Below are 23,248 nucleotides of genomic sequence, written 5' to 3'. Positions count from 1 at the left end.
GGCAGCCAGCCGCCTATTTCCAGAATCCCGCTGAACAACGTGGTGGGTTTACACAGCTAACAGGGGGCTGCCGGAGAATCGCGCAACCCCGTGGCACGACCGGCATGGCAGCCGGCATGCGCGCGGCGACTCCTTCGCAACCGCATGGCCTCCACATGGATCTGTTCGCCTGGCTCGCGTTCGGCTGCTACCTGTTGGCGTTCTTCATTGTCTCGCTGTTTGCTGCGGCCTATCTGAAACGTTCCGACTTCATGCCCTACCACGGGCAGGCGGTGGGTGTGCCGTGGGCAGAGATCGAACCGCGCATGCAGGTGCTGCTGATGGCACTCATCCGCGTGGTCGGCGCCGGTTGGATCGCATTGGCCGGCGCCGGCGTGATGCTGGCCTGGCTGATCTTCTTCGGCGGTCACTTCGCACTGCCGCAGCTGCTGGCGTTCCAACTGTTCTGCCTGGTCGCCACGCTGCCGCCGGTCCTGGTCGCTTCGGGTGTGCGAAGACGCACCGGTGCACGTACACCGGTGCCCGCTGGCGCCGCAGTGGTGCTGCTGTCCGTCATTGGATTCGTACTGGCCCTGTTGTCGCTACCGCGGTGAGTTCCCTTTCTCTCCCCTCCCCCCACGAGGCTCCACGATGAATCCCGAATCGATCTTCTACAGCGTGGTCAACGGTGATCTTCCACGTTCCCAGGCCGGCACCCTGCTCGGCTGGCGCTTCGTCGGCTATGACGATGCACTGCGTCGCATCCAGGTCGAGTTCGACGCCGGGACGGTGCTCACCAACCCAATGGGCAACGTGCAGGGCGGATTCCTGTCAGCGATGCTGGACGACTGCATGGGACCGGCGATCTACGCCACCCTGCCAGCCAACCGCATCGCGGTCACGGTGGAATCCAAGACCAGTTTCGTCAACCCGGCGCGGCCGGGGCGGATCATCGGCTGGGGCGAAGTCGAGCACAGCAAGGGCAGCATCGCCTTCACCCGTGGCTGGCTGACTGACCCGGCCGGCAAGGTACTGGCCACCGCCAGCGCCACCTTCCGGGTGGGTGCGCTGCGCTGGCGCGGGTTCTCGGTGCCGCGTCCCATCGCGCGACGGATGATCGCGCGCACGCTGCGCCGCGTGCATGCACGGATCGGCTGATGCGTGTCCTCAACGTGCGTTGCGGCCGCCGCCGGACACCCGCACGCGGTCGCGGCCCTGCGCCTTGGCCTGGTACATGGCCGCGTCGGCGGCACGCAGCAGGGTGCGCCAGCCCAGCGCATCGGTGCCCCCCTCGGCCACGCCGAAGCTTGCAGTGACCCGCAGCACGTTGCCACCGGCCAGTGCGATGTCCAGCTGCCGCAGTGCCATGCGCAGCGACTCGGCCAATTGGCGTCCGCCGGCCAGGTCGCCGTCGGCCAGCAGCACCAGGAACTCCTCGCCACCGTAGCGGGCGATGCTGTCGCTGCGGCGCAGGTGGCGCTGCAGCAGCTGCGCCACCTGCACCAGCACCTGGTCGCCCGCATCATGCCCATGGCCGTCGTTGATGGCCTTGAAGCGATCGACATCCAGCAGGATCACCACCGCACTGTTGCCGCCGTCGGCATGACGCTGCTGCACCAACTCGTCCAGCGCGCGCCGGTTCAACAGCCCGGTCAGCTCATCGGTGCCGGCCAGCTGGCGCAGCTCGCTGGTCAATGCCGAGCGCTCGCGCGACTTCTCGCGCAGCACTTCGATGGCATCGAACAGGCGCTGCATCTCGGACAGCGGGTGGGTCACATGCTGCTCCGGGCCGGGGGCTTCCGAGGCGATCTGGATGACCTGCTTCTGCGCCTGCAGCAGCGGCCGCAGGATCTGCAGATGGGCGATGCGCAGCGCCACGCCCAGCACCACCAGCGTGCCCAGCACCGTCGCCACCAGCACCACCAGGCGCGTCGCTTCGCGGTTGCGGGTGCGCTCGAAACGGGCGATGGACACGCTCAGGTAACCATCACGCAGCGCTTCCAGCGACCGCAGGGTCGGCACGTAGCGCGTGGTGAACTCGGCGGCGGTCCACGGCGGCGGCACGCCCCGCCGGCCATCTTCGATCAGCTGTTCGATCATCGGCAGCGATTCGCCGAAGAACTGGCGGCGTGCCATGTCCCAATGCCAGGACAGCGTCGGATCGCTGCGGAACACGGCTTCATGGCTGCCTGCCAGCCGCCACAGCTCCAGCAGGCGGCCTTCGGTCTGCAATGCCGCCCGCACCTGTTCGTCACGCCAGGCCCCCGGTACCGCCACTGGCGCCATCACGTTCGAGGCCAGGCGGCCGCCATGCTCGCGCAGGTCGATCAGCACCTGGCCCTGCATTGCCGGGATCGCCGCTTCGCGGTCGGCACTGACCAGCACGCCGATCTGCGTCGAGGTCAACACGTGCAGGCGATCGACCACGGCGAACATGCTGCTGATCGCGCGCTCCACGTCTTCCACCCGGCGCGCGTCGTGCGGCTGTGCCGCCACCTGGTCCACTGCGGCCCGCCCCGACTGCAGGCGACGTTGCACGTCGGTCAACAGCCCATGTTCGCCGACCACGCCGGGATCGGCCTTGAACACGGTGTCCAGTTGCAGCAGGGCGGTGTCGACCCGCTTGCGCGCAACCGCCAGCTGCGCGGCCAGCCGGGCCTGTTCGGCCGCATCGGCCGTATTGGCTCCCAGCAGGCTGTTGGCGGGGCCGCGCTCGGCCGACACCCGGTTGGCCAGATCGAAGGTCTGCTGCAGCCGGCGCAGGCTGACCAGGTTGTCCTCGGCGGCGGTGAAGCGCAGCGTGCCCTGCACCAGTGCGATGGCCATCAGCGGCAGCGTACAGACTACGAACAGCCCGGCCAGGATCCAGACCCAGGTCCGCAATCCGATGGGCGACGCCTTGCGGGCCATGCACATTTCCCCTGTCGTGCGGAACACTGTAGCGGCCGCCTGCACAGGCGCCAAGCCGCTGACGGGCCAACCGTGGCCGTGGGTACACCGTGCGCGCCGCGAACGCACCGACAAGGCCGCGCGGACGCTCGAATCGGGACAAATACGTCATGCCCCGCCGCGTCAGATCCAGCGCTGGTCGACCAGTTCGCGCTTCACGTAGGCATAGAACACCGGCGCGGCGACCAGGCCCGGCAGGCCGAAGGCCGCCTCCATCACCAGCATGGCCAGCAGCAGCTCCCAGGCCCGCGCCTGGATTTCGCCACCCACAATGCGCGCGTTGAGGAAGTACTCCAGCTTGTGGATCACGATCAGGTACAGCAGCGCCGCCACCGCCACATAGAACGAGACCGACAGTGCGACGATGGTGATGATCGTGTTGGAGATGATGTTGCCCACCACCGGCAGCAGGCCGGCCAGGAAGGTGATCAGCACCAGGGTCTTGGACAGCGGCAGGTGCACGCCGAACAACGGCAGCACGCCCAGCAGGAAGATCGCGGTGAACACGGTGTTGAGCAGCGAGATCTTCACCTGCGCGAACACCACCTGACGGAACGCGGTGGCCAGGCGGCTGGTGCGCCCGACCAGCTCCTGCGCCAGCGGACCCAGCTTCGGCAGCGGCAGTTCGTCATACAGTGCGATCATCGCACCCAGCACCATGCCGATCAGTACGCGCACACCCACCTGGACCACCGAGGTACCGGCCACGCCCAGCTGGCGCTGATGCTCGGCGGCCCAGTCGTTCAGCGCCGCGCGCAGCGCTGGCATGTCTTCGGGAATGTAGGGTTGCAGCAGCGCCGGCACCTGGTGCCGCGAGGTGTTGAGGATCTCCATCAGGCGCGCCAGCAAAGCGTCCGGGCCACCGGTCTCGTTGCGGAAGAACGAGGCCACGCCGATCCCGGCCAGCACCAGCGCGCTGATGATGATCGCCGACAGCACGATCACTGCGATCGCCCGTGCGCGTCCCGGCGGCAGCCTGCCTTCCACGGTGGAGGCCAGCAGGTGGGTCAGCTGGAACACCAGCAGGCCGGACAGCAGGGTGACCACCAGGCCCAGTTTCAGCGCCAGCCACATGCCCAGCAGCATCATCAGCCATGCCGCGATCCTTGGGATGGGGGGCTTGGGCTGGGCAACGAGAGCGTCTTGCATGGGAGCGCGTCCGGGCGGGGTGGCCCATGGTAGAGGATTGGCGTGCTGATTCCGCGTGCAGGATGAATGGGCATTTCATCCGCGTTCGGCGGCAGCCGTGCCGTCCCCACGCGCGCTCACTCGCCGTAGCTGGCGGTGTTCTTGCCCTGGCGCTTGGCGTGGTACAGCGCGCGGTCGGCCAGTGCCAACCAGTCCTCGACACTGCCGCCACGCGGCGTGGCCGCAATGCCGATACTGACGCTGAATTCCACCCCCGGCGTGGCCTGCCGCGCAGCCTCGAGCAGGTGCAGGCGCACCCGCTCGGCCACGTGCATCGCATCGACGGGCGCGCAGTCGCGCAGCAGCACGACGAACTCATCGCCCCCCAGCCGCGCGGGCGTATCACCTGGGCGGGCAACGGTGCGCAATGTCGCCGCGATATGCCGCAGCACCTCGTCACCGGCGCGGTGGCCGTGCGAGTCATTGATGCGCTTGAAGTCGTCCACATCGAGCATCAGCAGGCAGGCAAAGCCGCCCTGGCCCTGTGCCCGGTCCAGCGCCTGCTGCGCACGCAGGATCAGGAAGCCGCGGTTGGCCAGCTCGACCAGCGGGTCCATCCGGCTGAGACGCTGCAGCTGGCGGTTCTGCGATTTGACCCGGCGCGCCAGCTGCCAGCTGAGAATGCTCAGGCCGATGCCATACACGAACAGGAACGGGACACTCAGCATGATCGTGCGCTGCGAGGTGACCGGCTGGTAAGGGAAGCCGAGCGCCCACCAGGTGAGCGCAAAGCCCACCAGCAGGGCCAGCGTGGCGCGCATCGCCAGGCGAACGCCACCGGCAGCGATCTTGTCGGCCACCAGCAGTGCGGCGAACAGTGCACTGGGCACCGCGCTCAATGCCATGAAGGCGATCCAGCCACCGCCGAACAAGGAGTCGGCCACCATGCAGCGGAACTGGACGAGGGCGGGCTGGCCGGAGCGCTGGGTCAGCTTCAATGCCAGCGCAGGCCACGCCAGCGCGTTGAGCAGCAGCAGGGCCCATGCCAGCGGCCCATCGTGGCGCTCGAGGATGATCGAAGCGATGGGGATCGCCCCCAGCCCATTGCCGACGAAACGCATCCAGCCGATGCGACGTGCCGCGCCAATGCCTTCGACCGCGCCTTCCGCCGAATCGGTAAAGAATGGCATTGCCCCCCCCTGCGCGATCACACCCGCTGCTACGGCCCTTGCCGGGCTGCCTGCGATGAGTCTGACAGCTTTGCGTCAATTCGGGATCAAGGTCGCGGGACGACGCGCGGGCCGGCCGCCCTGCTCCGGCTGCCCTGCCTCGCCTCCGCTACCGCCCAGGCGCCGCTGTCGAACCGCGCAGCATGAAGCTGAACTCCAGCGTCTGCTGAAGCGGTACATCGACCTGCTCAATGATGGCGAGCAGCAGGTTGACCGCGCGCTCGCCGATTTCACGCATCGGCTGCTGGATGGTCGTCAGCGGCGGGGTGAGGTAACGCGACGAGGCCAGGTCGTCGAAGCCGACGATGGAGAGCGCTTCCGGAACGCGGATGCCCCGGTCGCGACAGGCCGCCAGTGCCCCCAGTGCCATCTGGTCGCTGAAGCAGAACACCGCGGTCGGCACGGGCGTGCCATCCAGCAGCGCCATCACCGCCGCATGCCCGGACTCAACGGAAAAGTCCCCGGGCACGATGCTCAGCTGGCGCAGGCGACCCCGCGCCTTGCCGGCGGCCCGGACCCCTTCCAGCCGCTGCTGGTGCAGGGGGTTGTCAGGTGGCCCGCCGACCACGGCGATCCGTTCGTGCCCCAGGCCGTACAGGTGCTCCATCACCGCGCGTGCGGCGGCCGCGTTGTCGATATGGACGCTGGGGATGCCCAGTGCGGGGTCGAACTCGCATCCATTGACCACCGGCGCAGCTGCGCCGCGCTGCTCGACGATCTCGCGCGCGGTCGGTGGCAGGCGATGGCCCAGCACGATCATGCCGTCTGCCTCGTTGCGCCGTAGCATCTGCGCGTAGCGCTCCTCACGATCGGGTTGATGCTGGGTATCGCCCAGCAGAACCGCGTAGCCGACCGCCTGCGCGGCCTCCTCCGCACCCTGCAGGATCTGTGCGAAGAACGGATTGGCGATGTCCGGGACGGTGACCAGGATCTTGCCGCTGCGCTGGGTCTTGAGCGTGCGGGCCACCGTGTTGGGCACATAGCCCAATGCGACGGCGGCCTGCTCGATGCGCGCACGGGTGGCCGGCAGCACCTTGTCCGGCCGGGAAAGCGCCCGTGACACCGTGCCTGCGGAGACGCCGACGTGCCTGGCGATGTCGTAGATGGTGGCCATGGCGTTAGTTCTCCTGTCCGCTGTGCAGTGCACAACAGGTCCTGCGTGCGCCCCTGCTAGGATAATGCAATCGATTGCATCGAGGGCGAATCACGTTGAAGACGCTCAAGGGTCCAGCGCTGTTCCTGGCGCAGTTCATCGGCGACACAGCTCCTTTTGATCGGCTGGACACGCTGGCCGGATGGGCCGCGGGTCTGGGCTATTCTGGCGTACAAGTTCCCACCTCCGCGCCCCACCTGTTCGATCTGGCCGCGGCGGCACGCAGCCAGGCGTACTGCGACGATGTTGCCGGCATGCTGGCCGGGCACGGCCTGCAGATCACCGAACTGTCGACCCACCTGCAGGGGCAGCTGGTCGCGGTCCATCCCGCCTACGACAGCCTGTTCGACGGATTCGCACCCGTAGACGTGCGCGGCAACCCGCCCGCGCGCCAGGCCTGGGCCGTGGAGCAGCTGCGGCTCGCCGCGCAGGCCAGCCAGCGCCTGGGGCTGACCGCGCACGCCACCTTCTCCGGTGCGCTGGCCTGGCCCTACTTCTATCCGTGGCCGCAGCGCCCGCCGGGCCTGGTGGAAGAAGCCTTCGCCGAACTGGGCCGTCGCTGGCGCCCGATCCTGGATGTGTTCGACGCCTGCGGCGTGGACCTGTGCTTCGAACTCCATCCCGGCGAGGACCTGCACGACGGCGCGACCTTCGAGCGCTTCCTCGATGAGGTCGACCATCATCCCCGCGCGAAGATCCTGTACGACCCCAGCCACCTGCTGCTACAGCAGATGGACTACCTCGGCTTCATCGACCGCTACCACGCCCGCATCGGCATCTTCCACGTCAAGGACGCGGAGTATCGCCCCAGCGCGCGCAGCGGCGTGTATGGCGGCTACCAGGACTGGATCGATCGTCCGGGCCGGTTCCGCTCACCCGGTGACGGCCAGATCGACTTCAAGGCGATCTTCTCGAAGTTCGCCCAGTACGACTTCCCCGGCTGGGCGGTGCTGGAGTGGGAATGCTGCCTGAAACACCCGGAGGACGGCGCGCGCGAGGGTGCCGCCTTCATCCGCGATCACATCATCCATGTAACCGAACGCGCCTTCGACGACTTTGCCGGGAGCGCCGCGGACGCTGGATCACTGCGCCGCATGCTGGGAATCTGAGCCACGACCGCCCCGGGAGGGCAAGCCATGACGCACGCCATGTCGCGCCTGGGCGCGATGATGTTTCTGCAGTTCTTCATCTGGGGGGCGTGGTTCGTCACCCTGGGTACCTACCTGGTACAGGGCCCGCTGCAGGCCAGCGCAAGCCAGGTGGCAACGGCGTTCCTCAGCCAGTCCATCGGCGCCATCGTGGCGCCGTTCCTGGTCGGCCTGATCGCAGACCGCTACTTCGCGGCGCAGCGCATCCTGGCGATACTGCACCTGGCCGGCGCGGTGCTGATGTGGCTGGCGTCCACCGCCACCAGCTTCAGCATGTTCTCCGCCTGCGTGATGGGCTACATGCTGCTGTTCATGCCGACGCTGGCACTGGCCAACAGCGTCGCCATGCGGCACATGCAATCGCCGGAGAAGCAGTTCCCGCTGGTACGCGTGGCCGGCAGCATCGGCTGGATCATCGCCGGGGTGCTGATCGGCTGGCTGGGCTGGGAACAGGCGCACCGGCTTGAACTGACCTTCCGCATGGCCGCATTGGCATCGCTGGTGCTGGGCCTGTATGCGTTCACCCTGCCGCACACGCCGCCGCTGGCGCAGCAGCGCGATGCCGGGCTGGGACAGATCCTGGGGCTGGATTCATTGCGGTTGCTGAAGTCGCGCGCCTACCTGGTGTTCTTCCTGGCTTCCATCGCCATCTGCATCCCGCTGTCGTTCTACTACAACTTCACCAATCCGTATCTCAACGACCTCGGTGTGCACGGCGCCGCCGGACTGCAGTCGCTGGGCCAGGTCTCCGAAGTGCTGCTGATGCTGGCCATGCCGTTCCTGTTCGTGCGGCTGGGGGTGAAGACCATGCTGGCGGTCGGCATGGCGGCCTGGGTCGTGCGCTACGCGCTGTTCGCCTTCGGCGATGCGGGCAGTGGCTTCTCCCTGCTTGTGATCGGCATCGTACTGCATGGCATCTGCTACGACTTCTTCTTCGTCACCGGCCAGATCTACACCGATGCCCACGCCGGCCCCGCCGCGCGCAGCAGCGCGCAGGGCTTCATCACCCTGGCCACCTATGGCGTGGGCATGCTGATCGGCACCTTCCTGTCCGGCGCGGTAGTGGAGCACTTCACCACTGCAGCGGGCCCGGACTGGCAGCAGATCTGGTTGTTCCCGGCCGGCGTCGCACTGGTGGTGCTGATCGCCTTCCTGCTGCTGTTCCGCGACCGCCCGGTAGCTGCGGCCGCGTCGTCCACCGCCTGAGGAGACCGGCCGATGCCCCCGCTTGGAATCGCCATCATTGGTACCGGCATGATCGGTGCGGTGCATCGCCGCGCGGCACTGCTGGCTGGCGCCGAGGTGCGCGGCGTGGCCGCCTCGTCGCCGCAGCGCGCGCGCGAGGTGGCGCACGCGTGGAATGTCCCGCGCGCCTATCGCGATATCGAGGACGTCGTCGCTGATCCCCAGGTACAGGTCGTGCACATCTGCACGCCCAATCATCTGCACCGCACGATGGCGCAGGCCGCACTGGAAGCCGGCAAGCACGTGATCTGCGAGAAACCGTTGGCGACGACGCTGGACGATGCGCAGGCGCTGGCGGCGCTGGCCGCCTCGACCGGATTGGTCGCCACCGTCCCCTTCGTCTACCGCTACCACCCGGTGGTCCGCGAGGCACGTGCACGCATCGCGCAGGGCGACCTGGGGCCACTGCACCTGATCCATGGCAGCTACCTGCAGGACTGGCTGCTGGACCCGGCCAGCAACAACTGGCGGGTTGACCCGGCACTGGGTGGTACATCGCGCGTGTTCGCTGACATCGGGTCGCATTGGTGCGACCTGGTTGAATGGGTCAGCGGCGAGTGCTTCGCCGAAGTGAACGCGGCGTTTGCCACGGTGATCGCCGAACGCAGCGCAACCACCTCCCAGAGCTTCAGCACGCCGGCGACAGACGGCGCAAAGCAAGCGGTCGAGAGCGAGGACGTGGCCGCAGCGATGTTCAGGACCGGCGCGGGCACGCTGGCGTCATTGACGGTCAGCCAGGTCTCGGCCGGACGCCACAACCGGCTCTGGTTCGAGATCGACGGCGCCAACGCCAGCGTGGCGTTCAACCAGGAGGATGCCGAGCGGCTGTGGATCGGCCTGCCCGAACAGCGCGAGGAAATCTTCGTGCGCGGCCCGGGCGCCGGCAGCGCCGAACAACGCCGGTTGTCGCCGCTGCCAGCGGGGCACGCGCAGGGCTACGGGCAGTGCTTCGAAGCGTTCGTGGCCGACACCTATCGCGCCATTGAAGGCGAGCGGCCGCAGGGCCTGCCCACCTTCGAAGACGGCCTGCGCTCGGCGCGGATCGTTGATCGTGTCATTGCATCGGCCAGGTCACGCACCTGGACCACCATCGGTTGAATCCCGGGAGGATCTGTTGATGAACATCCCTGTCCGTAGAACTGCAACCCTCGTCCTGCTGCTGCTCGCAGTCCTGCCCGCCTTCGCAGGGAACACAGCCGGTGCGCAGAAGCCCATCGCCGTGCAGATGTACACGCTGCGCAACGCCGGCCCGCTTGACCAACAGCTGAAGATCGTCCACGACGCGGGCGTGCGTGCGGTGGAAACCGTCGGTACTCAGAATGCAAGCGCTGCGGAACTGAAACAGTTGCTGGACCGTTACTCGATCAAAGCGGTTTCGTCGCACGTTCAGCTGGCCGAGCTGCGCGACAACCTGGATGCCGTGGTGGCCTTCAACCGCTCGATTGGCAACAGCACGCTGGTGGTGCCCTACCTGGACCAGAAGGACCGCCCGCGCGATGCCGCCGGCTGGACCGCATTGGGACGGGAGCTGGGCCGGATTGCCAGGCAGGTGCGCGGCAGGGGGATGCAGCTGGCCTACCACAACCACGACTTCGAGCTGGTCGACTTCAATGGCAGAACCGGACTGGAGCTGCTGTTCGACGCCGCCGGCCCCGAGCTGCAGACCGAACTGGACCTGGCCTGGGTCGCGCGCGCGGGCCTGGACCCGGCCGTGATGCTTGGCAAGTTCCGCGGCCACGTATTTGCGGTACACGCCAAGGACAATGCGCCCAAGGGCCAGGCCGAAGACGAAGGTGGATTCGCTGCGGTCGGCCAGGGCGTGCTGGACTGGAACGCGATCCTGCCAGCCGCCGCCAACGCTGGCGTGCAGTGGTACATCGTCGAACACGACCAGCCACGCGACCCCGCCAAGGTCATCCAGGCCGGCGCGGACTACCTGCGTGAACACCTGACTACCAACCCGCCCACCCGCGCCCATCGCTGACGCATCAAGGAGCCCCACATGAAAATGATCCTGGCAGTGGCCGTGGCCCTGGGCGGCATGAACGTTGCGACGGCAGCGTGGGCCAAGGACGACTCGGCCGCGGGTGCGAAACTCTACGCCCAGCACTGCACTGCCTGCCACGGTGCTGAACGCACCGGGGTACCACCGACGTTCCCGGCGCTCACCGATGTCGGCAAGCGGCTGCAGCCCGCCCAGGTCAAGGACAGGATCAGGAAGGGCGGCGGCCTGATGCCACCCTTCCCGCAGCTGTCACAGCAGGAGATCGATGACATCGCCAGCTACCTGGCGAAGTAGCCGGTGAGCGCTACAGCTCGCGCACCCAGATGTTGCGGTAGCTGACCTTGGAGTCATGTTCCTGCAGATACAGCGGCGCGCACCCATGCGGTGCGTACGAAGGCGCACCGATGTATTCGGTCCTGCCCGCCAGCACGGTGTCGTCCTGTACCAGCACGCCGTTGTGCAGCACGGTGATCCGTGCGGGCGACGTCAGGCCGCCGCCCGGCGAGAAGCGCGGGGCCTTCCAGATGATGTCGTAGACCTGCCACTGGCCCGGTGCGCGCGAGGCGTTCACCCGTGGCATGGCCTGCTTGTAGATGGAACCCGCCTGGCCATTGGCATAGGTCGGGTTGTGGTAACTGTCGAGCACCTGCAGTTCATACAGTTCCTGCAGGAAGATCCCGCTGTTGCCCCGGTTCTGGCCGTCGAAGCCCTTCGTTTCGGTGGGCGTTCGCCACTCGACATGCAGCTGGACATCGCAGAAGCGTTGCCGGGTGCGGATGCCCTTGCTGCCCGGAACAACCGTCATGGCGCCTCCGGCAACCTTCCAGGGCACGCGGCCACCCTGCTCCGCCTCCCACGCGGAGACATCCTTGCCATCGAACAGCACGATCGCATCGGACGGTGCCTTGCCAGGTGGCGTTGCCACGGTCGCGGGCACAGGGGTCCACACTTCCGTCTTCTTCGGGTCACGCACAGCGTCGGCATTATCCTGTGCGAACGCAGATGCAGCAGCCAGCAGGCCGGCGGTGATCAACGCAGGGCGGATCATCAGGTTGGTGTCCATCAGCTGGTCCCCCAGGCAGGTGTGCCGGGGACATAGGCGAGGTCACCGTCGTAGCGCCCCGGCACGGCGACGTACTGCAGCACCCCGGTCGCACCGACCTTGGAGGTGAAGAAGCCGAAGATGGCCAGCTGCTTGATCATCGTGAAGTAATGCGGCATGGCTTCGCCCTCTTCGGGCGTTCCGGTCTCGGTCACGTCTGCATTGCGCGCCTTGGCTTCGGCATCCAGTGTACGCAGCAACCCGGTGCGCGCCTCCGGCGTGAGCGACACGAAGCGGCCACCGGCACGCTTGTCGATGTCCGCCAGCCCGGCGCGGAACACCGCCTGCTGCCTGGCGGTGTAGCAGTCGCTGACGAACGTCGCCATGAACGCACCGGCGCCCGCGTCCTTCGCCCCGGGTGTCCGGGTCCGCGGCAGGATGGTTTCGGCAATCTCGTCCAGCGTGCCGATTTCGGCATCGGAGAACGCGGCCATCATCCCGGCCGCTGGTGCTTTGCCATGCACCAGCGCTGGCAGGCCAACCATCGCCGCACCGGTGGCGGCGACGATCATCTTCAGCAGTTCGCGGCGATCCATCACAGGTTCCCCGCTTTCAGTTCGCGTACCGCGTGGTCGGCCGCGCGCGCGGTCAGCGCCATGTAGGTCAGCGACGGATTCACGCAGGCGCTGGAGGTCATGCAGGCACCGTCGGTGACGTACACATTGGGCGCATCCCACACCTGGTTGTGCGCGTTCAATACCGAGCTCTTCCGGTCCCGTCCCATACGCGCAGTCCCCATCTCATGGATGCCCTTGCCCGGAGCGTAGTCGTTGTCGTGCATCTTCACGTCCTTGACCCCGGCCGCCTCCAGCATCTCGGCGGCGTCAGCGGCCATGTCCTTGCGCATCGCCAGTTCGTTGGCACGCATGGCAACGTCCATCGCCAGCACCGGCAGCCCCCACTTGTCCTTGCGGTCGCGGTCCAGGCGGATCGTATTGTCGTGGTGCGGCAGCATTTCACCGAACCCGGTCATGCCGATGCGCCAGTCACCCGGCACGGTCAGCGCCTCCTTCAGGTCGGCACCGATGTTCAGCTCGGCGATCTCGCGCGACCAGCCGGTGCGGCTGGCACCGCCCTGGTAGCCGAATCCGCGCAGGTAGCCACGCTTGTCGGCGGCGACATTGCGGAACCGCGGAATGTAGAAGCCGCACGGACGGCGGCCGAAGTAGTACTTGTCTTCGTAGCCCTCGACCCGGCCCGAGGCGCCCGCACCGAAATGATGGTCCATCACGTTGTGCCCCAGCTCGCCCGACGAAGAACCCAGCCCCCCCTCCCAGACATCGGTGGCCGAGTTCATCAGCAGCCAGGTCGAGTTGAAGGACGATGCATTGAGGAAGATGACCTTGGCCGTGTACTGATAGGTCTGCCCGGTCTCGGCGTCGATCACCTCCACGCCACGCGCGCGCTTGCGATCCTTGTCGTAGAGCACTTCCTTGACGATCGAGAACGGCCGCAGGGTCAGGTTGCCGGTCTTCATCGCCGCCGGCAGCGTCGCCGACTGGGTGGAGAAGTAGGCTCCGAAGGGGCAGCCCAGGATGCACTTGTTGCGATACTGGCAGTTTACGCGCCCCTGCTCGGGCATCGGCTGGGTGATGTTGGCAGTGCGCGAGTGGATCATGTGCCGGGTGCCGCCAAAGGCCTTCTTGATCCGCGCGGCCACGTCCTTCTCGACGATGTTCAACGGGATCGGCGGCAGGAACTCACCATCCGGCAGCACGTCCAGTCCCTCGCGCGTGCCGGCGATGCCGGCGAACTTTTCCACATGGTCGTACCACGGCGCGATGTCGGCATAGCGGATCGGCCAATCGATGGCGATGCCCTCCTTGAGGTTCGCCTCGAAGTCCAGGTCGGAGAAGCGATAGCTCTGCCGGCCCCACAACAATGAGCGGCCACCGACGTGGTAGCCACGGAACCAGTCGAAACGCTTGGTTTCGATGTAGGGTGAGTCCTGCTCGTTGGCCCACATTCCTTCCAGGTTCTCGGCGAGGCCGTAGTCGCGCATCAGCACCGGAAAAGCGACCTTCATCGCCTGCGTCGGACGGTTGCGATGCGGGAAGTCCCACGCTTCCTTCATCGCATTGACGTAGTCCTTGACGTGCTCGATGTTGCGTCCTCGTTCCAGCATCAGGACCTTCAGGCCCTTCTCGGTCAGCTCTTTTGCCGCCCAACCGCCACTGATTCCCGAGCCAACAACAATGGCGTCGTAGTGATTATCTGCCATGGGTCTCTCACCTGGGTGGATATCGTTTCAGACGTCGCAGAGGCGGATCGCCTCGCGCAATGAAGCAACGGCATCGGGCGCGGCAGGCATGAACTCCTGCGCCAGATACCCCTTGAAACCGGTATCGCGGATCGCGCGGCAGATGGCCGGATAGTTGAGCTCCTGCTGGTCTCCGATCTCGTTCCGGCCGGGCACGCCTGCGGTGTGGTAATGCTTGAAGCAGGCGTGGTGCTTGCCGATGGTGGCGATGATGTCGCCCTCCATGATCTGCATGTGGTAGATGTCGTAGAGCAGGCCGAAATTGTCCGAGCCGAGCCGCTGGCACAGCTCCACGCCCCAGGCCGAGTGGTCGCACAGGTAGTCGCGGTGATCGACCTTGGAGTTGAGCAGCTCCATCACCAGCACCACACCGCGCTTCTCGGCATGCCCGAGGATGCGCTTGAGGCCAGCCTCGGCATTGGCCATGCCGTCATGCGGGTCCATACCGTTGCGGTTGCCGGAGAAGCAGATGAGATTCCGGTAACCGGCATCGGCCACCAGATCGATGTGCCGCGTGTAGCGCTCTACCAGCTGGTCGTGGAACTCACGGCCGGCAAAGCCCTTGGTAAGGCCCAGCTCCGCGCCGTTGCACATCGAGCTGTAGACGCCATGGGCCTTCAGCGTGGGCCAGTCTTCGGGGCCGACCAGGTCGATCGCGGCAAAGCCGATGTCCTTCACCGTTGCGCAGAGCTGGGCAACTGACAGCTGCGGGAAGGTCCAGCGGGCCACGGCGTGCTTCAGGTTGCCCTTCAGCGGTGCAGTGGCGGCGAATGCGGGCAACGCCCCCGCGGTCGTCACGGCCCCCAGGCCAATGCTGCCGGCAACTGCGAGGCGCAGCGCATCGCGCCGCGTGAGCCCCGTCGCCGGGGCCGGTCTGATCGAATGGATGGACATCCATCTGCCGGCCTCCCAACCGGTATCAAACGCAACGATTCACAGCAATGCAATCGATTGCACCATAGGGGAGGAAATTGCATGCTTGCAAGTTGCGGTGCACGAAAATTCAATGCTGCGGGGCACAACTCCGCAGGAATCGCGGACAAAGAAAAGCCCCGCATGAGCGGGGCTTTCTTTTCTGCTGCGCGCAAGCGGTCGATCAGAACGGAATATCGTCGTCAGCGAAGTCGTCCATCGGCGGCGCCTGCTGCGGCTGCGGACGCTGGTTGCCGCCCTGGTTGCCGTAGCCGCCACCTTGGTTGCCGCCCTGGTTGCCATAGCCACCGCCCTGGCCACCACGCTGGCCGCCGCCACCGCCGCCGTACTCCTGGCGCGGCGCCTGCTGGCGCTGCGGACGATCGCCGCCGTAGTTGCCGCCACCACCGCCGCCGCCTTCACCGCGGCCGCCCAGCATCTGCATTTCATCGGCGATGATATCGGTGGAGTACTTCTCCACGCCGTCCTGGCCGGTGTACTTGTCGTAACGCAGGCTGCCTTCGACGTAGACCGAGCTGCCCTTGCGCAGGTACTCGCCGGCGATCTCGCCGAGCTTGCCGAAGAACACCACGCGGTGCCATTCAGTGCGCTCCTGCTGGTTGCCATCCTTGTCCTTGCGGACGCTGGTGGTGGCCAGGCTGATGCGGGTGATCGCCATGCCGCCCTGGGTGTACTTCACGTCCGGGTCGTTGCCAAGATTGCCGACCAGGATGACTTTGTTGATGCCGCGCGCCATAGGTACCTTCGTCCGTTGTCCAGGGGCAGACCGCCAGTGATAGCACAGCCCCGGGCGGGGTGCAGTACGCTGGGCCGCCCCTGGTGAAATTTGGGGGAATGCGAGAACGACGCATCTTACCATTGCCGCCGCCATCCGCCCGGTCAGGAGACCCCGACCGCACCGAAGGATCGGGCTGATTTCCTTGTCCGGCAATGACTTACCTGCGCCCCGACCGACGTTCAGAGGGGCATTCGCGTCTGCGCATGGCATCATGCCCGGGCACCTTCCACCTGCCCGCTCCGCCCGCACATGACGATCAAAGGCAAAGCCACCTCCCTCGACATCGCCCACCTGGCCGGGGTCTCCCAGCCGACCGTGTCGCGGGCCCTGCGTGGCAGCCCGATGGTCAACGCCGAGACCCGCGAGCGCATCCTGCGCATCGCCCGCGAGCTGAATTACAAGGTCGACAAGAACGCCTCCAGTCTGCGCCTGCGCAATGCCGGCACGCTGGCCCTGCTGTTCTTCGAGGATCCGACCAACGACGATTCGCTGATCAACCCGTTCTTCCATTCGATGCTGGGCTCGATCACCCGCGCCTGCGCCCTGCACGGGCAGGACCTGCTGGTGTCGTTCCAGCAGCTGTCCACCGACTGGCAGGCCGATTACGAAGACAGCAACAAGGCCGACGGCATCATCCTGCTCGGCTACGGCGACTACCACGAATCGCGCGACCGCCTGCAGCGGCTGGTCGAACAGGGCACGCACTTCGTGCGCTGGGGCGCCGCCCTGCCTGGCCAGCCCGGTGTCTCGATCGGCAGCGACAACTTCCAGGGCGGGCATGACATCACCACCCATCTGCTGCTGCAGGGCTGCCGCCGCATCGCCTTCCTCGGCCATGCCTCCAGCCATTACCCCGAATTCCAGGAGCGCTACCGCGGCCATGTCGCGGCGCTGCAGGACCACGGCCTGGCCGCCGAACCGGCGCTGCAGCACGATGCGATCACCACCGAGGCCTCCGGCCAGGAGGCCTGCCAGGCCCTGCTGGCGCGCGGCGAGCCGATCGATGCGATCTGCGCGGCCAGCGACCTGATCGCCATCGGTGCGATGCGCGCCCTGCGCGAGGCCGGGCTGCGGGTACCGCAGGACGTGGCGGTGACCGGCTTCGACGACATCCCGCTGGCCGCTTCGGTATCCCCGGCGCTGACCACCGTGCAGCAGGACACCAAGCAGGCCGGGCAGCTGCTGGTGGAACGCCTGCTGGCGCTGATCGGGCGGCAGCCGGTGGACAGCCAGAGCATCCCGGTGAAGCTGGTCGTGCGCGAATCATCCCTGCGCGGGTAGGCGCCGCTGGGCCGGCGCTCCGGCCAACGCACGATGGCGGGGTTCTCCCCCCATGACCAACGGCGGATGCGCACGGACGCGGTTGCGCGGATAACGCGCAGACATTGCCCATGGAAAGGTGTACGTCGCATGCTGAAGATCGATTCGCTTTCCAAGACGTACGCCAACGGCGTGCATGCCCTCAACAACGTCACCCTGGACATCCCGCGCGGCATGTTCGGCCTGCTCGGCCCGAACGGCGCTGGCAAGTCGTCGCTGATGCGCACGCTGTCCACCCTGCAGGAGGCCGACAGCGGCACGGCGACGCTCAGCATTCCGGGCGAGGCGCCGATCGACGTACTGCGCGACAAGGATGCGGTGCGCCGCCGGCTGGGCTACCTGCCGCAGGATTTCGGCGTGTACCCGAAAGTCAGCGCGCTGGACCTGCTGGAACATTTCGCGGTGCTCAAGGGCCTGACCCAGCGCGCCCAGCGTCGCGAGGTGGTCGATGGACTGCTGCAGCAGGTGAACCTCTGGGACGCGCGCAAGCGCAAGCTGGGCACCTACTCCGGCGGCATGCGCCAGCGCTTCGGCATCGCTCAGGCGCTGTTGGGTGACCCACGCTTGGTAATCGTCGACGAACCCACCGCCGGCCTCGATCCGGAGGAACGCAACCGCTTCCTCAACCTGCTGGCGGCGATTGGCGAGAACGTGGCGGTGATCCTGTCCACCCACATCGTCGAGGACGTGACCGACCTGTGCCCGACGATGGCGATCATGAACAAGGGCCAGGTGCTGCTGACCGGGCGACCGGCCGATGCCATCGATGCCCTGCAGCAGCAGGTCTGGCGCAAGCAGGTCGATCCTTCGGAACTGGCCGACCATGAAGCACGCTACGTGGTGCTCTCGACCCGCCTGGTCGGGGGCCGCCCAGTGATCCACGTGCACAGCGCCAACGACCCCGGCGATGGCTTCGCGGCCGTGGCTCCCGACCTTGAGGACGTGTACTTCCAGCGCCTGCGCCTGCAGGCCCGTGCCCGCGCGGCAGCCTGAGCGGAGCACACCATGATCCTTGATTTCTTCCGTTTCGAGCTGCGCGAGCAGCTGCGCTCCCCGCTGCTGTGGCTGCTGGCCGGGCTGTTCGCCCTGCTCGCCTTCGCCGCCGCCTCCAGCGATGCGGTGCAGATCGGTGGCGGTAGCGGCAACGTGCACAGCAACGCGCCCACCGTGATCGCGCAGATGCTGGGCATCTTCACCCTGCTCGGCATGCTGGTCACTGCACTGTTCGTCAGCAATGCGCTGCTGCGTGACTTCGAACTGGGCACCGCCGAACTGATCTTCGCCAGCCCGGTGAAACGCCGCGACTACCTGGCGGGGCGCATCGCCGCTGCCCTCGCCGCCGGGCTGCTGGTTTACGTGGTGATCGCGTTCGGGCTGTGGCTGGCACCGTTCATGCCGTGGGTCGATCCCGAGCGCATGGGCCCGATCAGCTGGCAGGGCTATGCGTGGACGTTCGCGGTCATCGTCATTCCGAACCTGTTGTTCACCACCGCACTGCTGTCGCTGCTGGCGGCACTGACCCGCTCGATCCTGTGGGTCTACATCGGCCTGGTGGCCTACCTGGTGCTGTACGGTGCCAGCGCGGCCCTGCTGCGTGACATCGACAATACGTGGATCGCGGTGCTGAGCGAACCGCTGGGCATGCGCGCCCTCGGCCGCACGATCCGCTACTGGTCCACCGCCGAACGCAACAACGGGATTCCCGAGCTGGCCGGTTACCTGCTGGCCAACCGTGCTCTGTGGTTGGGTGTGGCTGCCGCGCTGTTCGCCGCCACCTTCGCGCTGTTCCGTACCGAACGCAGCGGCAGTGGTCGTCGGCGCTGGGGCCGCAGGCAGGCGCAACCGGTTGCCGATGCCGCCAGTGTCCGCCCCACCCGCGCAGCACTGCCGCGCGTGGTGCCGGCGTTCACCGCCACCACGGCGTGGCGGCAGTTCCTGCGCCAGGTGCGCTTCGATACACGCGGCGTGCTGCGCAGCGTACCGTTCATCGTGCTGCTGGTGCTGGGCCTGGCCAACTTCCTGCCCAGCGCGCTGTTCCGGCAGACCCTGTACGGCACCTCGATCTGGCCGGTCACCTCGCAGATGATCATGGCCCTGCAGGGCGCCTTCAGCTGGCTGCTGGTGATCATCGTGCTCTTCTTCGCCGGTGAACTGGTCTGGAAGGAACGCAGCGCGCGTATCAACGAAGTGACCGATGCCATGCCGGTGCCGAACTGGGTGCCACTGCTGGCCAAGTTCACTGCGCTGCTGGCGGTGATCGTCTGCTTCCAGGCCGCCGGTGCGCTGGCCGCGATGGGCGTGCAGCTGGCCAAGGGCTACACCCATCTGGAGCCGCTGCTGTACCTGCGCAGCCTGGCGCTGGATTCGGTGGTCTACATCCTGATGGGGGGCCTGGCGCTGGTGCTGCAGGTACTTACCAACAACAAGTTCGTCGGTTACGCGCTGCTGATCGTGGTGGTGATCGGCCAGGGCGTGCTCGGCCTGCTCGACTACACGCAGCACCTGTACAACTTCGGCAGCTGGCCCAACGCGCCCTATTCGGACATGAACGGCTACGGCCACTTCCTGCCGGGGCAGCTGGCCTTCCAGGGCTACTGGGCGCTGTTCCTGCTGACGCTGATGTGTCTGGCGTCAGCCTTCTGGGTACGCGGTGTCAGCCAGGGGCTGCGCCAGCGCCTGGCGCTGGCTGGCCGTCGCCTGCGCGGCCCTACCGGCGCCTTTGCGGCGCTGGCAGCAGTGGCGTTCGTCGGCGTGGGCGGCTGGCTGTACTGGAGCACCAACATCCGCAACGAGTTCATCCCGCCCGACCAGCAGCTGGACCTGCAGGCCCGCTACGAGCGCGAGCTGTCGAAGTACCGTAACCTGCCACAGCCACGCATTGTCGCCGTGGACAACCGCGTGGACCTGTTCCCGGAATCGCAGTCAATGGTGATCGATGCGAACTGGACCATCCGCAACCTGCACGCGCAGCCCATCCAGGACCTGCATGTCTCAATGGGCGACGACAAGCAGCTGCTGGCCGCCGACCTCGGCGGGCAGAAGTTGACCTTCCACGACAAGGATCTCGGCTACCGCATCTACCGGCTGGACAGGCCGCTGCAACCCGGTGAAACCCGCAGCGTGCATTTCCGGGTGGTGCAGAAGCCCAACGGCATCACCGCTGGCCAGGCACCGAGCAACATCGTCGACAACGGCACCTTCTTCAACAGCCGCGTACTGCCGTCCTTCGGCTATAACGAGGGCGCCGAGATCAGCGACCGCAACGAACGCCGCAAGCGCGATCTCGGTGAACCGCGGCGCATGCCCAGGCTGGAAGACGAGGCAGCGCGGGCCAACACCTATATCTCCAATGATGCCGGCTGGCTCGATTTCCGCACCACGGTGTGCACCGCGCCGGACCAGGTCGCGCTGGCGCCGGGCTACCTGCGGCACGAGACCACGGTGAATGGCCGGCGCTGCTTCAGCTATGCCATGGACCGGCCCATGCTGAACTTCTACGCGTATCTGTCGGCACGCTGGGAGGTGCGCAAGGCGAAGTACAAGGACATCCCGATCGAGGTCTACTTCGAACCGGCGCACGGCTACAACGTGGACCGGATGATCGAGGCGGTGCAGAAATCACTGGCCTACTACGAGGCGAACTTCACGCCGTACCAGCACCGCCAGGTACGCATCATCGAGTTCCCGGGCTATGCCCGCTTCGCGCAGTCGTTCGCCAACACCATCCCCTACTCCGAGGCCATCGGTTTCATCGCTGACCTGCGTGACCCGGACAAGGTGGACTACGTGTTCTACGTGACCGCGCACGAGATCGCACACCAGTGGTGGGCGCACCAGGTGATTGGTGCCAACGTGCAGGGCGCAACGGTGCTGTCCGAATCGTTGTCGCAGTACTCGGCGCTGATGGTGATGGAGCAGGAGTACGGCCGCCAGCATATGCGCCAGTTCCTCAAGCGCGAGCTGGACGGTTACCTGTCCGGCCGCGGCGGCGAGGCCATCGAGGAACAGCCGCTGGAGCGCGTGGAGAACCAGCAGTACATCCACTACCAGAAGGGTTCGCTGGTGTTCTATCGGCTGCGCGAGGAAATCGGCGAGCAGGCCCTGAACCGGGCGTTGAAGCGCTTCCTGCAGGACAAGGGCTACCAGCAGCCGCCGTACACCACCTCACGCGAGCTGCTGGGCTACATCCGCGCCGAGACCCCGGCTGACCGCCAGCAGCTGGTCACCGATCTGTTCGAGAAGATCAGCTTCTACGACAACCGGGTGATGGCCGCCAGCGCCCGCAAGCGCGATGACGGGCGCTACGACGTGACCCTGGACCTGCACGCCGCCAAGCAGTACGCCGATGGCAAGGGCAAGGAGAGCGACGCGAAGATGGATGACTGGGTCGAGATCGGCGTGTTCGCCAACGGCCCGTCGGGCAAGGAGCGCGACCAGAAGGTGCTGTACCTGCAGCGCCACCACATCACCAGCGCCGCGCCGAAGATCACGGTGACGGTGGACGAGAAGCCGGATGAAGCGGGCTTCGATCCCTACAACAAGCTGATCGACCGGGTGAGCGATGACAACCGGCGCAAGGTGACGATGTGAGGGAGGGGGCGCCGGCCTGTGCGCCGGCGCTCCACGCAACGCGTGCGGGCTTGGCTCGGCCTTGCTGTGGTGCCGAGCCCTGCTCGGCACCTTGTCCAGGACAGCCGGCGAAGGTTCAGCGCACCGGGGACTTCGGCCCCAGCAACGCCAACAGCACATAGACCACGATCGAGGCGACCGTACCTAGCGCTGCCGGTACCCCGAACGCCCAGCCCGAGCGCCCCTGCTGGCGCGCCCACTGGGCCAGATGCCAAGCCGCGCCCAGGTTGATCAGCCAGGCGATGACAAACACCGGCCACTGCACCATGCCTACCGCGCGCAGCAGGGGCATGGCCACCAGGGCCGCAACGATGGCCACGATCAGGAAGATCAGGGCCGAGCGGGAATGGCGTACCGTGGATGCGCTCATGCGGCCAACCTGCGCACCATCACCAGCACGCGATAGCTGCGGTTGTCGGCTTCCTGCACCGGCTTCCAGCCCAGCCGCGCATACAGACCACCATCCAGGGCCTCGGTCTGCAGGTACAGGTCGGAAACGCCCATCCGCGCGGCCTGTGCCGCAGCCTGTTCGACCAGACCACTGGCCAATCCGCGGCCGCGATGGCTGTCGGCCACGAATACACTGCCCAACCAGTACTCGTACTGTGGAAAGGCCTGCATCTCGCGGCGCTTGAGCTGGACTGCACCGACCACCTGCCCATCTTCGAAAGCGGCGATCAGGTGCGGGAAACCTTCAGCATCCTGCGGCGGGTCGAGCCGTTGCAGTTCCTGTTCCAGCGTCAGGCCGGCGTCCCGGCCCCATTGCGCGTGGTACCACTGCGCCAATTGCTGTCGTTCCGCTGCGTCGGCAGGCAATACCCTGAACTCCATGACCAGGCCTCGATCCCGATGTCGCCCAAGGGGATCACGGACGGCGTTCGAAGGGAAGCCTTCTGTAGCGTCGAGCCTTGCTCGACTGAGCGGGCATTGCGCGAACGGCAGCCGAGCATGGGCTCGGCTGTACAGGACAATCAGCCCTGCGCGAAGTCCTTCAGGATCTCGCCGATGCCGCTGGGCGAGATCTCGAAGCCCAGCGGGGTGCCCGGATTGATCACCACGCCGTAGCCACCCGGCACGCGACGCAGCACGTCCAGCATCAGCCAGCGGATCTGGTGTTCGGCCTGCTGGCTGTAGATGCCCACCCGCGACGGATCGGTGAACACGGCCACGTGCAACGTGCCCTGCTTGTCGAACAGCAGCGGGTCGAAACCGCTGCCATCGGGGGTCACCAGGCTGCCGGTCTGCAGCACCACCTCGGAGGCGACGAAGGCTTCCATGAAGGCGCGGATCGGCACCGCCCCGTCCATCGCCGCCTTCAGCAGGGTTTCGATCGGGGTCTGCGGGGCGAGGTCGGTCATGGCGATACGGCGGGGCGTGAGGGGTGCCTATT

Annotated in this window: 22 protein-coding genes; 10 read left to right on the top strand and 12 right to left on the bottom strand. The window is 66.7% G+C overall.

From position 1 onward, the window contains the following. Positions 1 to 593, top strand: a 593-nt coding sequence (locus tag PEM_RS03710) for a hypothetical protein (protein ID WP_240431585.1), incomplete at its 5' end; no start/stop codon positions are given. 37 nt (positions 594 to 630) lie between these two features. Further along, on the top strand, positions 631 to 1,137 hold the full coding sequence (locus PEM_RS03705; protein WP_005415649.1) for a PaaI family thioesterase: 507 nt from the start codon (positions 631 to 633) through the stop codon (positions 1,135 to 1,137). Between the two features lie 9 nt (positions 1,138 to 1,146). On the opposite strand, the gene PEM_RS03700 is transcribed toward PEM_RS03705, so the two are convergent. The 4 genes from PEM_RS03700 to PEM_RS03685 all read right to left on the bottom strand — a co-directional run bounded on the left by PEM_RS03700 (position 1,147) and on the right by PEM_RS03685 (position 6,399). Beyond that, positions 1,147 to 2,889: a GGDEF domain-containing protein gene (locus PEM_RS03700; protein WP_111127899.1), complete on the bottom strand. Its 1,743-nt coding sequence runs from the start codon at positions 2,887 to 2,889 to the stop codon at positions 1,147 to 1,149. Between the two features lie 162 nt (positions 2,890 to 3,051). Then, positions 3,052 to 4,077 (bottom strand): AI-2E family transporter, encoded by a 1,026-nt coding sequence (locus tag PEM_RS03695; protein ID WP_095376960.1) that lies wholly within the window; start codon positions 4,075 to 4,077, stop codon positions 3,052 to 3,054. A gap of 116 nt (positions 4,078 to 4,193) precedes the next feature. Continuing rightward, positions 4,194 to 5,246: a sensor domain-containing diguanylate cyclase gene (locus PEM_RS03690; RefSeq protein WP_111127856.1), complete on the bottom strand. Its 1,053-nt coding sequence runs from the start codon at positions 5,244 to 5,246 to the stop codon at positions 4,194 to 4,196. Between the two features lie 148 nt (positions 5,247 to 5,394). Then, the gene (locus PEM_RS03685; protein WP_111127854.1) at positions 5,395 to 6,399 is read right to left on the bottom strand and encodes a LacI family DNA-binding transcriptional regulator; all 1,005 of its coding nucleotides are present in this window, start codon (positions 6,397 to 6,399) and stop codon (positions 5,395 to 5,397) included. Positions 6,400 to 6,494: 95 nt separating this feature from the next. On the opposite strand from PEM_RS03685, the gene PEM_RS03680 reads away from it, so the two are divergent. From PEM_RS03680 to PEM_RS03660, 5 genes are read left to right on the top strand one after another with little or no spacing between them, the layout of a single operon-like run. Further along, positions 6,495 to 7,547: a sugar phosphate isomerase/epimerase family protein gene (locus tag PEM_RS03680; protein WP_111127853.1), complete on the top strand. Its 1,053-nt coding sequence runs from the start codon at positions 6,495 to 6,497 to the stop codon at positions 7,545 to 7,547. 27 nt (positions 7,548 to 7,574) lie between these two features. After that, on the top strand, positions 7,575 to 8,792 hold the full coding sequence (locus PEM_RS03675; protein WP_111127851.1) for a nucleoside permease: 1,218 nt from the start codon (positions 7,575 to 7,577) through the stop codon (positions 8,790 to 8,792). A 12-nt stretch (positions 8,793 to 8,804) separates the two neighbouring features. Beyond that, positions 8,805 to 9,929, top strand: a complete 1,125-nt coding sequence (locus tag PEM_RS03670) for a Gfo/Idh/MocA family oxidoreductase (protein ID WP_111127850.1) — start codon at positions 8,805 to 8,807, stop codon at positions 9,927 to 9,929. Positions 9,930 to 9,948: 19 nt separating this feature from the next. Then, the gene (locus PEM_RS03665) at positions 9,949 to 10,815 is read left to right on the top strand and encodes a sugar phosphate isomerase/epimerase (protein ID WP_111127848.1); all 867 of its coding nucleotides are present in this window, start codon (positions 9,949 to 9,951) and stop codon (positions 10,813 to 10,815) included. Between the two features lie 18 nt (positions 10,816 to 10,833). Next, the gene (locus tag PEM_RS03660; protein WP_111127847.1) at positions 10,834 to 11,130 is read left to right on the top strand and encodes a cytochrome c; all 297 of its coding nucleotides are present in this window, start codon (positions 10,834 to 10,836) and stop codon (positions 11,128 to 11,130) included. 10 nt (positions 11,131 to 11,140) lie between these two features. Here PEM_RS03660 and PEM_RS03655 read toward each other — a convergent pair whose 3' ends face one another. The 5 genes from PEM_RS03655 to PEM_RS03635 form a co-directional block, all read right to left on the bottom strand. Beyond that, positions 11,141 to 11,899, bottom strand: a complete 759-nt coding sequence (locus PEM_RS03655; protein WP_065186013.1) for a DUF1080 domain-containing protein — start codon at positions 11,897 to 11,899, stop codon at positions 11,141 to 11,143. Beyond that, complete coding sequence (locus PEM_RS03650) at positions 11,899 to 12,474, bottom strand: gluconate 2-dehydrogenase subunit 3 family protein (protein WP_005415638.1); 576 nt, start codon at positions 12,472 to 12,474, stop codon at positions 11,899 to 11,901. Before PEM_RS03650 ends, PEM_RS03655 begins: the two co-directional genes overlap by 1 nt. After that, positions 12,474 to 14,159: a GMC family oxidoreductase gene (locus PEM_RS03645; protein ID WP_111127845.1), complete on the bottom strand. Its 1,686-nt coding sequence runs from the start codon at positions 14,157 to 14,159 to the stop codon at positions 12,474 to 12,476. The genes PEM_RS03650 and PEM_RS03645 overlap by 1 nt, the downstream gene beginning before the upstream one ends. Before the next feature lie 27 nt (positions 14,160 to 14,186). Then, positions 14,187 to 15,092 (bottom strand): TIM barrel protein, encoded by a 906-nt coding sequence (locus PEM_RS03640; protein ID WP_111127844.1) that lies wholly within the window; start codon positions 15,090 to 15,092, stop codon positions 14,187 to 14,189. A 202-nt stretch (positions 15,093 to 15,294) separates the two neighbouring features. Then, on the bottom strand, positions 15,295 to 15,867 hold the full coding sequence (locus PEM_RS03635) for a single-stranded DNA-binding protein (RefSeq protein WP_043034165.1): 573 nt from the start codon (positions 15,865 to 15,867) through the stop codon (positions 15,295 to 15,297). 291 nt (positions 15,868 to 16,158) lie between these two features. Here PEM_RS03635 and PEM_RS03630 point away from each other — a divergent pair, with 291 nt between their 5' ends. From PEM_RS03630 to PEM_RS03620, 3 genes are all read left to right on the top strand, one after another. Next, complete coding sequence (locus PEM_RS03630; protein ID WP_053496894.1) at positions 16,159 to 17,190, top strand: LacI family DNA-binding transcriptional regulator; 1,032 nt, start codon at positions 16,159 to 16,161, stop codon at positions 17,188 to 17,190. A 129-nt stretch (positions 17,191 to 17,319) separates the two neighbouring features. Next, on the top strand, positions 17,320 to 18,222 hold the full coding sequence (locus PEM_RS03625; protein ID WP_005412555.1) for an ABC transporter ATP-binding protein: 903 nt from the start codon (positions 17,320 to 17,322) through the stop codon (positions 18,220 to 18,222). 12 nt (positions 18,223 to 18,234) lie between these two features. Continuing rightward, positions 18,235 to 21,819, top strand: coding sequence for an ABC transporter permease subunit (locus PEM_RS03620; RefSeq protein ID WP_111127842.1), 3,585 nt, complete (start codon positions 18,235 to 18,237; stop codon positions 21,817 to 21,819). 115 nt (positions 21,820 to 21,934) lie between these two features. Here the strand turns inward: PEM_RS03620 and PEM_RS03615 are convergent, their stop codons facing one another. From PEM_RS03615 to PEM_RS03605, 3 genes are all read right to left on the bottom strand, one after another. Next, complete coding sequence (locus PEM_RS03615; protein ID WP_065177907.1) at positions 21,935 to 22,228, bottom strand: hypothetical protein; 294 nt, start codon at positions 22,226 to 22,228, stop codon at positions 21,935 to 21,937. Further along, positions 22,225 to 22,689, bottom strand: a complete 465-nt coding sequence (locus PEM_RS03610; RefSeq protein WP_032954000.1) for a GNAT family N-acetyltransferase — start codon at positions 22,687 to 22,689, stop codon at positions 22,225 to 22,227. The genes PEM_RS03615 and PEM_RS03610 overlap by 4 nt, the downstream gene beginning before the upstream one ends. 140 nt (positions 22,690 to 22,829) lie before the next feature. Further along, on the bottom strand, positions 22,830 to 23,216 hold the full coding sequence (locus PEM_RS03605) for an SseB family protein (RefSeq protein WP_111127841.1): 387 nt from the start codon (positions 23,214 to 23,216) through the stop codon (positions 22,830 to 22,832). Positions 23,217 to 23,248 lie beyond the last annotated feature (32 nt).

This window comes from Stenotrophomonas sp. Pemsol, assembly GCF_003586545.1.
Classification (GTDB): Bacteria; Pseudomonadota; Gammaproteobacteria; order Xanthomonadales; family Xanthomonadaceae; genus Stenotrophomonas; species Stenotrophomonas sepilia.
The sequence above is the reverse complement of the archived record's forward strand: the minus strand, read 5'-3'. Positions and strand labels throughout refer to the sequence as shown.